The 13,304-nt window shown below is 40.8% G+C and carries 16 protein-coding genes; 7 read left to right on the forward strand and 9 right to left on the reverse strand.

Going from position 1 to position 13,304, the window contains the following annotated elements; genetic code table 11:
* Positions 1 to 158: 158 nt before the first annotated feature.
* The 4 genes from N7E81_RS05120 to tatA are packed head-to-tail and all read right to left on the reverse strand — an operon-like array spanning position 159 to position 4,275.
* Positions 159 to 1,247 carry a DUF4837 family protein gene (locus N7E81_RS05120; protein WP_263052210.1) on the reverse strand — a complete coding sequence of 363 codons (1,089 nt, stop codon included), beginning with the start codon at positions 1,245 to 1,247 and terminating at the stop codon, positions 159 to 161.
* A 35-nt stretch (positions 1,248 to 1,282) separates the two neighbouring features.
* On the reverse strand, positions 1,283 to 2,635 hold the full coding sequence (locus tag N7E81_RS05130) for a lytic transglycosylase domain-containing protein (protein ID WP_317624065.1): 1,353 nt from the start codon (positions 2,633 to 2,635) through the stop codon (positions 1,283 to 1,285).
* Between the two features lie 3 nt (positions 2,636 to 2,638).
* On the reverse strand, positions 2,639 to 4,072 hold the full coding sequence (gene gatA / locus N7E81_RS05135; protein WP_263052211.1) for an Asp-tRNA(Asn)/Glu-tRNA(Gln) amidotransferase subunit GatA: 1,434 nt from the start codon (positions 4,070 to 4,072) through the stop codon (positions 2,639 to 2,641).
* 2 nt (positions 4,073 to 4,074) lie between these two features.
* Entirely contained in the window at positions 4,075 to 4,275 is a 201-nt protein-coding gene (gene tatA / locus N7E81_RS05140) for a twin-arginine translocase TatA/TatE family subunit (RefSeq protein WP_263052212.1), read from the reverse strand.
* A gap of 243 nt (positions 4,276 to 4,518) precedes the next feature.
* Between tatA and N7E81_RS05145 the strand changes: the two genes are divergently transcribed.
* Positions 4,519 to 5,097 (forward strand): YceI family protein, encoded by a 579-nt coding sequence (locus tag N7E81_RS05145; RefSeq protein WP_263052213.1) that lies wholly within the window; start codon positions 4,519 to 4,521, stop codon positions 5,095 to 5,097.
* 230 nt (positions 5,098 to 5,327) lie between these two features.
* Complete coding sequence (locus tag N7E81_RS05150) at positions 5,328 to 5,636, forward strand: hypothetical protein (protein ID WP_263052214.1); 309 nt, start codon at positions 5,328 to 5,330, stop codon at positions 5,634 to 5,636.
* 71 nt (positions 5,637 to 5,707) lie between these two features.
* On the opposite strand, the gene N7E81_RS05155 is transcribed toward N7E81_RS05150, so the two are convergent.
* Positions 5,708 to 6,238: a hypothetical protein gene (locus N7E81_RS05155; protein WP_263052215.1), complete on the reverse strand. Its 531-nt coding sequence runs from the start codon at positions 6,236 to 6,238 to the stop codon at positions 5,708 to 5,710.
* A 119-nt stretch (positions 6,239 to 6,357) separates the two neighbouring features.
* On the opposite strand from N7E81_RS05155, the gene N7E81_RS05160 reads away from it, so the two are divergent.
* From N7E81_RS05160 to N7E81_RS05175, 4 genes are all read left to right on the forward strand, one after another.
* Positions 6,358 to 6,612 (forward strand): hypothetical protein, encoded by a 255-nt coding sequence (locus N7E81_RS05160; protein ID WP_263052216.1) that lies wholly within the window; start codon positions 6,358 to 6,360, stop codon positions 6,610 to 6,612.
* A 211-nt stretch (positions 6,613 to 6,823) separates the two neighbouring features.
* Entirely contained in the window at positions 6,824 to 8,029 is a 1,206-nt protein-coding gene (locus N7E81_RS05165; RefSeq protein ID WP_263052217.1) for a hypothetical protein, read from the forward strand.
* A gap of 284 nt (positions 8,030 to 8,313) precedes the next feature.
* On the forward strand, positions 8,314 to 8,628 hold the full coding sequence (locus tag N7E81_RS05170; protein WP_263052218.1) for a hypothetical protein: 315 nt from the start codon (positions 8,314 to 8,316) through the stop codon (positions 8,626 to 8,628).
* Positions 8,629 to 8,715: 87 nt separating this feature from the next.
* A complete protein-coding gene (locus N7E81_RS05175; RefSeq protein ID WP_263052219.1) occupies positions 8,716 to 9,804 on the forward strand; it encodes an NAD-dependent epimerase/dehydratase family protein in 1,089 nt (362 codons plus the stop codon).
* Positions 9,805 to 9,814: 10 nt separating this feature from the next.
* Here the strand turns inward: N7E81_RS05175 and N7E81_RS05180 are convergent, their stop codons facing one another.
* From N7E81_RS05180 to N7E81_RS05195, 4 genes are read right to left on the reverse strand one after another with little or no spacing between them, the layout of a single operon-like run.
* The gene (locus tag N7E81_RS05180) at positions 9,815 to 10,897 is read right to left on the reverse strand and encodes an alanine racemase (protein WP_263052220.1); all 1,083 of its coding nucleotides are present in this window, start codon (positions 10,895 to 10,897) and stop codon (positions 9,815 to 9,817) included.
* Positions 10,898 to 10,911: 14 nt separating this feature from the next.
* On the reverse strand, positions 10,912 to 11,364 hold the full coding sequence (locus N7E81_RS05185; protein WP_263052221.1) for a DinB family protein: 453 nt from the start codon (positions 11,362 to 11,364) through the stop codon (positions 10,912 to 10,914).
* Positions 11,365 to 11,369: 5 nt separating this feature from the next.
* A complete protein-coding gene (gene folE, locus N7E81_RS05190; RefSeq protein WP_263052222.1) occupies positions 11,370 to 12,053 on the reverse strand; it encodes a GTP cyclohydrolase I FolE in 684 nt (227 codons plus the stop codon).
* Positions 12,013 to 12,423, reverse strand: coding sequence for a 6-pyruvoyl trahydropterin synthase family protein (locus N7E81_RS05195; RefSeq protein WP_263052223.1), 411 nt, complete (start codon positions 12,421 to 12,423; stop codon positions 12,013 to 12,015). Before N7E81_RS05195 ends, folE begins: the two co-directional genes overlap by 41 nt.
* A 175-nt stretch (positions 12,424 to 12,598) precedes the next feature.
* Between N7E81_RS05195 and N7E81_RS05200 the strand changes: the two genes are divergently transcribed.
* Complete coding sequence (locus N7E81_RS05200; RefSeq protein WP_263052224.1) at positions 12,599 to 13,255, forward strand: phosphoadenylyl-sulfate reductase; 657 nt, start codon at positions 12,599 to 12,601, stop codon at positions 13,253 to 13,255.
* Positions 13,256 to 13,304: the final 49 nt, after the last annotated feature.

A 13,304-nucleotide genomic window follows, 5' to 3' on the forward strand; every position in this document is an offset into this window, starting at 1 on the left:
GATAAATAATGTTGCTGGTTATTAAGCACATAGACAATGTATAATGGGTATTAACCAAGCTTCAAAAATGCGCAAATTCTCTGAGAAAAGAGCTAAATATAGGGCAATATGTTAGGAAGGAAATAGTGTTTTGGGCTTTAGCTAATTGCCTCTACGGTCTATTTTTTCAGATCTTGGCTTGAGCGAAAGGTGTTTAAGATTACTTCGATCTCTTGCATAAATACACGCTTATCTTTAGACGGGGCATAGACATACCCTTCTAAGTAATAAAGTCTCTTTTGAGATTCATCTACGAAGGTATAGCTGAGAAATGGGCCGCCACCAGAGATATCGCTAAGTTTCCAGAGTCCACGGACTTCTTTGGCATATTTGCCATGAAAATTGACCTCACGGATATTGTTGTTTTCGTTTTGCAAGGTCATGTAGATGTCTGGTCTTTGGATGTCGCGCATGTAAGAAGAAGAGATTTCTTCTCGAAAGGCCAATACGTCGTCGAATGGATCATGTGAGGTGAATGGCCTGTAATAGACAAAGATGTTTTTTTCAAACTCTGGGTCTAGCAACCTCACCCATACAAAATCACGTTGGTTTTTAGCCAAATCATAGCCGTAAGGCACTTGGATTTCGAAATCATGTGTGTCTCGGATGGTTTTTTCAATTTGCTTTTCTCTGATTTTGAAAAGTGGTTTGCTGATTCTCTGATTTTCAATATTGGAAAAGTAGTTTCTAAGGAGGTCTTTGTCTCTTTTGAGGTGGGCAATGAGTTGTGCTTCGTTTTGCCCGAATAGGTGTAGAATTTCTTGTCCTCTGGCAAATTGATCTTTTTGTGGGAGGCGATAGATGGCGGTATCTTTCAGGATTTTTTCGAGCGACGAAGAGGTAAAGTAGTTTTGCATGGCTCTACTTTGTGCATTTTGGTTGTCAAGTGTACTTACAAATATCATTGACTTACCCGTTTTGAGAATGTTGTTCATTTTCAGTGGGTTGATATTTCTCAATTTGAAATAAGGCTCGTCTTGTGGCAGTCCAGGCACATAATCCGAAAAAATATCTCGAAGAGCATCACCAAGCGGACCGTTCCATTGGCTGGTGTCCATCACGGCCAAAATGGCATTGGATTCGCCTCGCGCTACAGGTAGGTGCGATTTGCTACTCAGTTTGTCTGAGGGTTTGTTGTCTGAGCCACAGCTCGCGGTAAATAGAACGAGGGCAAGTAGAAGTAAATGGTTGACGTGAGATAATTTCATTGATGGAATTTTTTAGGTGCACATCCAGACCCAAGTTACATACTTATCAATAGTTTTTGTCCAGGTTTGATGCTTGTGGATGTAAGGTTATTTAGTTTTTTAATTTTTTCTATGCTCAGGTCTTGATACATTTTAGAAATACTCCAAAGTGATTCCCCCGATTTCACCAAATGGTAGGTGCCTCCAGCTACTTCTGAAACGGGTTTTGGAACATTTTTCACTACATAAGTTTCTTTGGTCTGCGAAGAATAGTGTGGTAGGGTCCAGATATTCAATCGCTGGCCTACGCGAATCATATTTCCGCTGATGTTGTTCCAATTTCTAAGGTCAGATACTCGCACATGGTAGCGTTGTGCAATGGTGCCTAGCACGTCTCCACTTCGAACCCTGTAGATTTCTTTGGTTCGACCATAGGTACTACCAGGCGAATTTCTAGCCAAATAGTCTAATTCTGCACGGCCTACTTTGCTGGCAGAGTCTAAGATAACTGTTCTGTTGATTCTGATTTCTTCGGCTAGGTCTTCGGGTACTCTCAGTGGAAAGTTGAATGTGCCATCTGGTGTAGCTCCTCGGATCATGTGTGGGTTGAGGAGGATTAGGTCGTCTACACAGAGATTGATTTGGTTGGCAAAGGTTTCTAAATGCATGTATCCGCTCACGTGTACGGTGTCATGATCCATGAGGTGGTTCATTTCGATTTCTTCCAAGTTGAAATTGTGTTCGTCCAGATAGTTGAGCGTATAGATCATGGCTACGAATTGCGGTACATAGGAGCGAGTTTCTCTTGGTAGATAGTTGTAAATATCCCAAAAGGTTTTTTGATATCCAGATCTGCGAATGGCCTTGCGCACGTTTCCGGGTCCGGTGTTGTAGGCTGCCAGTGCCAGTTCCCAATCACCAAACATGTTGTATAATGCTTTCAGGTATCTGCAAGCAGCTTCGGTCGCTTCGAATGGATCCATGCGCTCGTCGATGTACCATGATTGGGCGAGTCCGTAGGATTTGCCTGTGGCAGGCATAAACTGCCATAGACCAGCAGCACCTACTCTCGACATGGCATTTGGACGTAAGCCCGACTCAACGATAGACAAGTATTTCAATTCGTCTGGCATGCCTCTTTTGGCCAATTCTGCTTCGAAAATTGGAAAAAAGACGTTTTTATTGGCTAAGACAGATTTGGTGTATTCACGGTCTCGAATGGTAAAATAATCTATGAAAGCCTTGATTCGCTCATTGTATTCTAGGGGAATGCTTCCCTCTATACAGCTCAGGCGATCTTCCATCAGCTCGTATGATACTTCTGGAAATTGATCCAGAGTAGCGTCTTTTTGTGCGAGGATAGGAAAGGACACAATGAGCCCGAGGAATAAGAGAAAATGTTTGATCATAATTTATTTTGCCAGTACGTGATCGACCAAGTACTTCGAAAAAGATAACAGTTTTTCTTCTTCAAAAGTATTTGCAATCACTTGAATTCCAATCGGCATTCCGTTTTTATCCTTTCCGTTGGGCAAGGAGATAGCAGGAAGCCCAGCTAATGAAGCTTGTACGGTAAATATATCTTCGAGATACATTTCCAATGGGTCGCGGTTATGGCTATTGAGTTCAAAAGCAGTGGTAGGAGCGGTTGGCAAAATGATAAAATCGTGAGTTTCAAATATCTTTTTTGTTTCGTCACGAATTAATCTTCGAACTTTTTGAGCCTTGGTAAAATAGGCATCGTAAAAGCCCTCACTGAGCACATAGGTGCCAAGCAAAATTCTTTTTTTCACTTCATCGCCAAACCCTTCTGAGCGAGATTTTTTATACATCGACTCTAGGTCATGTGCTTTGTCGCTACGGTAGCCATATCGTACGCCATCGTATCTCGATAGGTTGGTGCTGGCCTCGGCAGTGGTGAGTATATAGTAGGTAGGGAGTACATAGTCTAGGTATTGAAAACCCAGATGATCGATACCGTGTCCTTGATTTTTTAATTTGGCGTAAGCCTCACTGGTGGCACTCTTTACTTCTTCGTCTAACCCTTCATGAGAGAGAATGTTGTCGAAGCAAGCGATTTTTGCGTTGCCTTCCCAGTGGATATTTTTGGAATAAGCTGGTACATCTGAATGCGAGACGGTGGTGTCGTATTCGTCTGACCCAGCCATAATTTCGAGCGTAAGGGCGGTATCTTCTATGGTATTTGCTAAGATACCTACGCAATCGAACGAACTCGCATAGGCAGATAGCCCGTGACGAGAGATGCGGCCATAATTAGGTTTGAGTCCTACAATCCCGCAGTAGGCTGCTGGCTGGCGTACTGAACCTCCTGTGTCTGACCCGATAGATACGAGGCACATGTCCGCTTGTACGGCGACTGCCGACCCACCAGAAGACCCTCCTGGCACACGGTTTTCTCCAGCGGCATTGATGACTGGACCAAACACCGAGTTTTCGTTGGACGAGCCCATGGCAAATTCATCGCAATTGTTTCTACCGATGAGGATGGCATCTTCGTCTAGCAAACGCTGTACGCATGTGGCTGTAAATTGTGATTCGAAGCCTTCGAGTATTTTGCTGCCGCATTGAAGTGTATGGCCTTCGTGGCAGTACACATCTTTGATGGTGAAGACCATGCCTGCCAATCGACCAGCAGTGCCTGCTTCGATTTTGGCTTGTATGGTTTTGGCTGCAGCGAGTGCTTCTGCCTCATATACCGCCGTGAGGGCGTTGAGGTTTTTGTTTTTGTGTATGTTGGAAATGTAGTGGTTGACTAACCCTACACAGTCTATGGCTCCCGAATCAATGTCTGATTGGATTCGAGACAGTGAATCGTATGTGCTCAAAATTATTCCTTCTCGTCTTTGATACCTTCTTGAATTTCGTCTTTGATTTCTTTAGACGCATCCTTGAATTCTCTTATTCCTTTACCCAATCCTTTGGCCAGCTCAGGTATTTTCTTAGCGCCAAATAGCAAAATAATTACCAAAACGATAATTACTAGTTCCCATCCGCCAGGCATCCCAAATGCTAATACTGTATTTGCCATTTTGTTTTGATCTAGTGTGTGTGTTTTAAAGGCCACAAAGATAAGCCAATTTGGTTCAACTATACGATCGACTTATTTAAATAGTTGTAGAGGTCTGCTTTATTCAATAATTTAAAATAAGGTTTCTCTTTATTAAAGATTTCAAAAATATATTCGGATTTTAAAACCTAAATATAGAACGATCGTTATATTCGTAATTACAAATTTTGTATAGACACATATTCACTAAACTAATTATCAAACATGTTAAACGTATTATTATTAGCACTAGGCCTGACTATTAACCCTGCCGAAACCAATTCAACGTATCAAGCAAATGTAGAGGAGAGCACTGTAGCTTGGACTGCAAAAAAAGTAGTAAGCGGTGGACACAATGGCAACATACAAATAGCTAAAGGCTCTTTGGAAATTGACGGATCGAAATTAACGGGTGGTTCATTCGAAATTGATATGACCACGATTGAGGTGACTGACCTTGAAGGAGAATGGAAAGGCAAGTTAGAGGGGCATTTGAACTCTGATGATTTTTTTGCTGTGGAAACGTATAAAACAGCAGTTTTCAAAATCACGAATGCTAAAAGCACGGGGAAAGGAAAATATGAGGTGACTGGAGATTTGACGATCAAAGGCAAAACAGCGGCCATCACATTTCCAGCAGAGGTGAGTGTGAAAGGTGGCAAAGCTACTGCCACGGCTAAAATCGCTGTGGACAGAACAAAATTCGGCGTGAGATATGGCTCTAATAGCTTCTTCGACAACTTAGGAGACAAAGCAATTGCTGATGAATTTACTTTAGACGTTACGCTTGTAGCTACTAAGTAAGGTATGGATTTGTTCTAGGGTTGTGAAACCAAGAAAAATACTAAAGGCTGCCCGAAAGGACAGCCTTTTTTTGTTTGTCAAAAATCATATTTTCATTTTGAAATGGAGGGATAAAAGCACTGGTTTTTTCCTTTATAAATACCCATATATGGGTATTTAACTAACTCCATATAGGCTATAAATTTATTCTTCTGAAAAAAAGAATGTACCCTATTTAAAGAAATTGAATTATGAAAAAGCTATTACTACTGTTGAGCCTTTTTGGCTTTTTTCTATTTACTACAGGCTGTAGTGATGATGATGACACCGCTTGTGATGAGGACGAAATCTATGATGAGATAGATGATTTAAACGATGAAATTCATGAGGCATGCGTGGAGGATTTTGATTGCGATGATTGTGAAGATGCGATTAAAGCAATGAGAAATTACGCAAAGAGTATTGAAGGTTGTATCGAGGACGACGAAGATGAAGAGGCCTATGATGACCTTATGGATGATCTAGACGACTTGGAGGATGATCTAGATGACATTTGCTAGTCGAAAAAGATAGTTTTAAAAACAAAGAAAGACAGGTGTTTGCCTGTCTTTCTTTGTTTAAAAGGTTTTTTTTATAGCCTCAGGATAATTTCCTTGATCGGAATTTTTAGCCGCCACATTTCTGCTTTTGTTTGCTGGGTGCTGTCCATACAGTATTTATATACCAAATCATTCTTTGCAATGGGGTAGGCATACAGCACTGTTTTGCGATCTGCTTTTTGAACTGCGGCTGTAGCTGTCAGGTCGTTTTCTAGGTTGTATTGATACGCTTCTAGCAACTGAAATTCTAAGTCTGATTTATTCGGCGTCTGATTTCCCACCTTGTCAATTTCGACTTTATAAAATTGGGCTAGTGTATCCAATTCATCCCATTTGGAGATGTCGCATGTAGGCGAGTCTGGGTTGATGTTTTTTTGTATTACCTGGTTTATCACTTTCATGACTTCTCCGCCGATGAGCGAACCACCTTGCAATATTTCTGCCTCAGTTACTTTTTTGATTTCCTGTGTTTTCATCAATTCTACAGTAGAAATTGTGTTTTTATTCTGATCGTGGCAAGCTGTCAATATAAGGACAGCACAAATCAACCTATATATATTCATATCTTTCCTTTGTTTATAACAAATAAACACATCATCTTTCTACTATCAATTAAAACTATCAAAATTAATAAGAATGAAAAAATTACTATTACTCAGCAGTATGTGTGCAGTGTTTTTTTATGACAAGCTGCAAAGACGATGAAGTAGATTGTGAAGCTAAAGCAGAAGAAGTTAGCGATCTTTTAGGTGAGATGATTGCGGCAAGTCTCGTATATGCTTTCGACGATTCGTCTGAAAATTGTAAGGCATATAAGGAAGTACTTGAGAAGTACAAAGACGTTATTGATGGAGCGCAGGATTGTTATGATTCTTCAGATGAATATCAAGAAGAAATCGATGAATTGAATGATGAGCTAGAAGCTTTGGATTGCTAATAGTCACATAGTTGCGAATTATGATTTAAAAGAAGGACAGCCTACTGGCTGTCCTTCTTTTGTGTACAGGGGTAGGCAATCAATACCATTTGCTGTGCTCATAGGAGTGTGGTTTATACTTACTATTTGGTATGTTTTTCTGTTGGACGGGTCTATATTTTTGTGGGTCTAAATAGACTTGTGGATTTTGTCAAATTTAAAAAATGGAAAGATGAAACATATGTTTTTATTAATCAGCATGTTTGGGATCACCTTCGTGATGCACAGCTGCGTCGATGATGGGCCTAATTGTGACGAAGAGACAATTGATGAGCAAATGGAGGACCTATTCGAGACATATAGTAATGAATGCTCTGGTAGTGTAGCAGATTGTGAAGGTTGTGGACAGGCTATTGAAGAATATGTCGACTTTTTGAAAAGCATCAAGAGCTGTGCTTCCTCAGCCGAAGGTTTGGATGAAGAGTACATCGAGGGGTTTATTGGTGATTTGGAAGATGAATTGGATGACATGGGGTGCAGCCATGACGACGATGATGACGAAGAAGAAGAAGAAGGGTGCAACTTAGAGTTTAAATTCACGAGCTATCTAGACCCTAGTAGACATTCGTTTGTTGCCAGTCATATCACAGACTATGAACCCGAATTTGTAAATTTCTCAGTAACTCCTCTTGAGGTAAATAAAATAAAATCTGGTCCTGCATCATACCCAGGTACGTCATCAGGGCAGCCAGATGCGAATAGCGGGGTTTATAACAATCCACTCCCGGGCTATTATGATATTGCATCGATAGACGATAGGAATTGCAAGGTCGTGAAACGTTTTTTACTTCCAGGCTTTCATATTTTGGATCATGACTTAAGAGTAGGGGGTAGCGTGACTCGACTTGATTTTATTTCGAATGATGTAAAATACTTTAGTACAATTGCTAATATTAGTATTGGTGAAACTTGGAATGACAATGCACTAAAAGAGGACTATAGGCCTGAGCTTAACTTCACTTGTTGGTTTAATTCTGAGAAAGTTTTAAACAATGGAGGGTCTGTAGTAGTGACTCAAGCGGAGAATAAAACTGCTGATTGGCAGGAGTTTGCTACCACTTTGAAGATGCCAGAGGTTGCGTCTGATTTTGATTTGTTTCCTGGTACTATCACTCTTGTGGATTACAGCGACCCTGTAGGTTATAGTTTGCCAGAGAGTGAAGATGACCGTAGTGGTGGGTCTGTCAGCGTGACTGTCAATAAGACATCAAACTTCAGCCAAAGAGATGGGGATATGGAAGCTTTGCTAAATCAAGCGTATGAACTGTATGTGACGTACGACAATTATTATCTTGAAAGCGCAACAGGCACAATAAAATTAGAAGGGAGTATTGAAATACTGTGGGTAGGCAATAGCCTTAAAAATAACGAAGACTAAGTAGAACCTGATTTGTTATGAGGAAATAGGCACTCAGGATTATAACCAGTTGAATTAAAATTGTTGAAACCCTATGATTGATCTAAAAGAAGGACAGCCTACTGGCTGTCCTTCTTTTTTTGAAGAGTCGTTTTATACAATGGATTCGGATTCATGAAGTGGACCCTCCCTCCATGCTTGAAAGATCACATTGCTACGATCCTATTTATTCATTGTATATTGCTATTAATAATGACCCGAGGGTCATGCGATATCTGTTTTTAACAATTAAAAATAAAATGACAATGAAGCAATTATCAATTTTATTCAGCCTGCTATGTATCATGTTTGTCCTATCCAGTTGTAGTGGAGATGATGATAAGGATGATGACAAGAACATATCAGGATGCAGCGAAACATTAATAACAGAAGCCTCAGAAGACTATAACGAAAAACTCGAGGCCTATCAGGAGGATCAATCAGTTGAAAACTGTAAAGCCCTACAAGCCTCCATCAATAACCTACTCGATGTTTACGACGAGTGGTTTGACTGCTTTGGTATAGACCTGGGTTTCGATTCGGAAGAATACGAAAAGGAAAAACAAGACTTGGACTGTTAGAATTATTCAATTCTTCTAATGTTAGAATCAGAGATTAGTGGGTAATCCATTGGAAGTTTATGTGCTTATCACTAATTTTTGGTTCTCATGTATCAGCAAGCGGAAGACGAAGAAATAAACCCCCATATCCTCTGTAGAGAACTCCCCGTACTCGTGACAGGAGGAGCAGGGTATATGGCTTCTTGGCTGGTCAAATACCTGTTGGAAGACGGTTACAAAGTACGTGTCACCGTGCGTGATCTCAGCAACGAAGACAAATACAAACATCTTCAAAAAATAGCAGAAAGAGCTAAAGGGTCGTTGGACATATTAGAAGCAGATCTAATGGAGCCCGATGGTTTTAAGGCAGCAATGTATGGCTGTAATATGGTATTTCATACCGCATCTCCTTACCTACTTAGTGGTATTACTAACCCCCAAAAGCAATTGATAGACCCTTCTTTTGAAGGGACGAGAAATGTGTTGGAGATGGTAAACAAAACATCGTCGGTGAAGAAGGTCGTTTTTACCAGTGCAATCTCTGCCATCTATGGAGATGTCACAGACATTATCAGTACCAAAGAGCAAAAGTTTACTGAAGATTACTGGAATAAATCCAGCAATTTGAAACATCAGCCATTGGCGTTTTCTAAAACGGTAGCTGAGCGTGAGGCTTGGCGCATACATGATGAGCAAAGCCGATGGAAAATGGTGGCTCTTAACCCTGCCGTCATCCTTGGCCCATCGCTTACTACTAACAGCCGATCGGGTAGTTTCGATTTCATCAAAAAGATTGCTAATGGCACGTACAAAACAGGAGTACCTAATGTACAGTATGGTTTTGTAGATGTACGAGATGTGGCTCAGGCACACATATTTGCTGCTCAAGATCAATATGCCGAAGGTCGATTTATGCTGGTGGCTGAGGTTAAATCCATGCTAGAGGTAGCCGATATTTTACACAAAAAATTTGGAGAAACTTTTCCTTTTCCCACAAAAATATTCCCTAAAAAAATGCTTTATTTCTTCGGGTTTACCAAGGGGTTTTCTCGCAAGTTTGTGGTAGAAAATGTGGATCAAACGTTAGCCTTTGACAACACTAAAAGTCGCCATGAAATAGGTGTGTACTATAAGCCTATAGATGAAGCTGCTACGGATTTGCTACAGTATATACTTGATCACAATATGCTGGATTAGGATGACTGAACTACCCATTCATCGTTCCAATTTTTTCCCCTCTGATTGTCATATATTCTTTCATCAAATTGGCCGTAAGGCAAGAATGTACTGGAAGGATTCCTAAAACATCACCAATTTTGATCTTTGCCATTTGATCTTTGGATAGAGTGATTTTGCCATGTTCTTGAGAGAGACTTTTTACATGACATCCTTCTAGTGGCTTAGACCAGCTTTTTTCTTGTAGCTCCACTACTTGACCAAAATACGATTGACCCGCGGCATCTTGCAATCGATCTTTGCTTAGGTGTACGGCACCTGCATGAACAACTACTTCAGACTTGTCAGGATAAATGGCCACTACAGGAGCAGCCAGACACACGGCGATTTTATCATAACCGCAAGAGCCAATCTCGGTTTGCATCACATCATAGAAGACCAAATTGCCAGGACGGATTTCATCTATGTTTTTAAAATTCTCCACGATACTGCATGAAGGGGTGTCTCCTATAGAGATGATTAGATCATTGCTGAGTTCATTGCGCAAAGTGTTTAATGCTTTTACTCCATAATTATATATAGATGTAATGTTCTCTTTTTTAGTTTCAATATAGGTATGTCCAAAGTGAGCCAATAGGCCTTTGAATTTGTGTGGTTTTTTTATAGCTGTTGCTAATGCTTGCACTTCTGCTACGTTTTCGTGCCAGATGCCTACACGGTGATAGCCCGTGTCGATCTTAATATAAATATCAACAGTATCGGATATTTCTGAATGGACGAGGTTCATTGTATCAAGTGAGTCCACTACCAAACCCAAAGTTACCTGTTTGGCCAAGTGCTTTAGCACGTCTATTTGTAGGACGTTAACAGGAAAGGCTATCGTGATGTCTTTCCACCCATGACTGGCAAAATAGACAGCCATATCGATGGATGAAACAGTGATACTTGTCACTCCCTGTTCTCGATACCACTCGCCGATCTCTTTCGAGAAATGTGTTTTGAAATGTGGACGGTATTTCACCCCAGATGCCTTGGCTTTGGCTGCCATTTGTTTGATGTTTTGAATGGCCTTTTTTTTATCTAATAATAAGGTGGGTTTTGTGATTTTATACATAGCTAGCGGACGTTTTAGGACGCCAACAGACGCCTATGATAATTGATCTGGCCGAGGTGGTACATGAGGTGGCCTGTCAAATGAATCAGAAAGTAAGAAAAAGTGATTGGTTTGCCAAATACTTCAAGGGGATATGTTTTTTCAAGGTCGCTATCAGAAAGCTTATTGAGTGCTTTTTCGATTGCAAGTTTGGTTTGTTGAATTTCGTTTTGTAATTCGCCAATAGGCAAATCCTTCTGGCCAAACTCCAATTCACGTTGGCGGATATAGCCGTCTGCTCCTACGATAGCTCCTACAAAGTGCTGTAAGTTTCCACAGAGATGAAGTGTTAGGTTGCCTGCCGAGTTTTTTATATCACCGTCTATGAGCCAAAGATCAGAAGGATTGTCATAGGCATTGATTTCTTTTTCCAGCACAGTGAGATCTCGCAGTAGGACTTGTTTGATCGATTCTACATTTGTATTCATAAGAATCAGACGGGTGTGTTTATATAGTTCAAAAATTCCTTTTTGGTATCTTCGTTGGTGAATTTTCCGCTGAAGTGTGCCGTACCCGTTTTGCTATTGGTGTCTCCTACACCTCTCGATGATACGCACATGTGGTTGGCATCGATTACCACGCCTACGTCTTCGGTGTTTAGCACTTTTCTGAGTTCGTTGGCGATTTGCACAGTCATACGCTCTTGTACTTGTGGTCGTTTGGCATAGTACTGCACGATACGGTTGATCTTAGATAGACCGATCACCTTGCCGCTAGAGATATAGGCCACATGGGCTTTGCCATAGATAGGTACAAAATGATGCTCACAGTGAGAGTAGAAAGTGATTTCTTTTTCTACGAGCATTTGGTCGTAGCCAAATTTGTTTTCAAACAAACGGGCGTGTGGTTTGTTTTTAGGGTTTAACCCACTGAAAACTTCTTTTACATACATTTTGGCCACGCGATTGGGCGTGCCCTTGAGACTATCGTCTGTGAGATCTAGTCCAAGAATCTCCATGATTTCTTTGAAATGCTTGGCGATGAGTTCTACTTTGAGCTCGTCGTCCATTTTGAAAGCGTCGGCTCTGAGCGGCGTGTCAAACGAAGTCGCTACATGATCCAAATCATCGATTACATCATCCGATGGGGTATTCGACATAGTTTCTTTCTGTTTCATATAGCTTTATTTTCAAATCGTATTTTTCATCTATTTCGCTTCGGAGCAGGTTGTAAATTACTACAACTATATTTTCGGCGGTTGGGTTCAGGTTGGCAAATTCTGCTACGTCCAAATTCAAGTTTTTGTGATCGAAGCGGTTCAATACTTTGTCTTCGATCAGATCACTGAGTACTTTCAAATCATACACATAGCCTGTGTCAGGGTCAATTTCTCCAAAGAGACCCACTTCCAAATTATAATTGTGCCCATGGTAGTTTGGGTTGTTGCATTTGCCGAATACGGTTCGGTTTTTTTCGTCGCTCCATTCGGGATTGTGCAGGCGGTGGGCCGCATTGAAATGCTCTACTCTGTAAACGGCTACTCTCATAGTGCAATGTTACGCCATTCTGTTTAAATGGTTCTTTTATAAATATTGAAATTGATGACCACAAAAAATGGAAAGACTGCAACCTTGTAGTAGACGATCATGTTTAGTATAGCCATTTGGGTTCTGTTTATAGAATTCACTATATCTTCGCATGTTCTATTAAATACCTGATTCGATGGATATTGATGAAATAAAAAGTCATATTATTAAGTATCAGGAGGAAGGAAAAAAGCTTTTTACCACCTCCTCATTTCAAACACACAGTATCGTACTGCTGCATTTGCTGAGCCGTATCGATAAGACAATACCTGTCTACTGTTTGAATACAGGCTTTTTGTTTCCAGAAACATTGGCTTATAAAGATCAATTGGCTGAGGAGTTTGGACTCAATATGGTTGAGATCAAACCTGATATTCCTAAAAGTCTTCAGAAGGACAGCGAAGGCAAATTGCTATTTGCTTCTGATCCAGATAGGTGTTGTCACTACAACAAGGTGCAGCCTATGGACCGTCTGCTTTCGGATTACGACATTTGGATCAATGGCATCCGTCGTGATCAAAATGCCAACCGGGCCAAAATGAAAGTGGAAGAAAAATCGAAATTTGATACCGTTAGGTTTCATCCTATGCTGGAGTGGACCAACAAAATGATTTTCGACTATATCCGAGAGTTTAAGCTTCCCAAACACCCATTGGAATCACAAGGTTATAGCAGTATTGGCTGTGAGCCATGTACGCGTAAGCCGAGTCTAGAAATGATGGAGCGTGAAGCCCGTTGGTACGGGATGAACAAAACGGAATGTGGGCTACACACCGAATTAGTAAGTAAATAAAAAAGTAGAAGTATGGATGAGGAAATCAGCGGAGCTACCGCTTGGTTGA

Source organism: Reichenbachiella carrageenanivorans, from assembly GCF_025639805.1.
In the GTDB taxonomy this organism is placed as follows: domain Bacteria; phylum Bacteroidota; class Bacteroidia; order Cytophagales; family Cyclobacteriaceae; genus Reichenbachiella; species Reichenbachiella carrageenanivorans.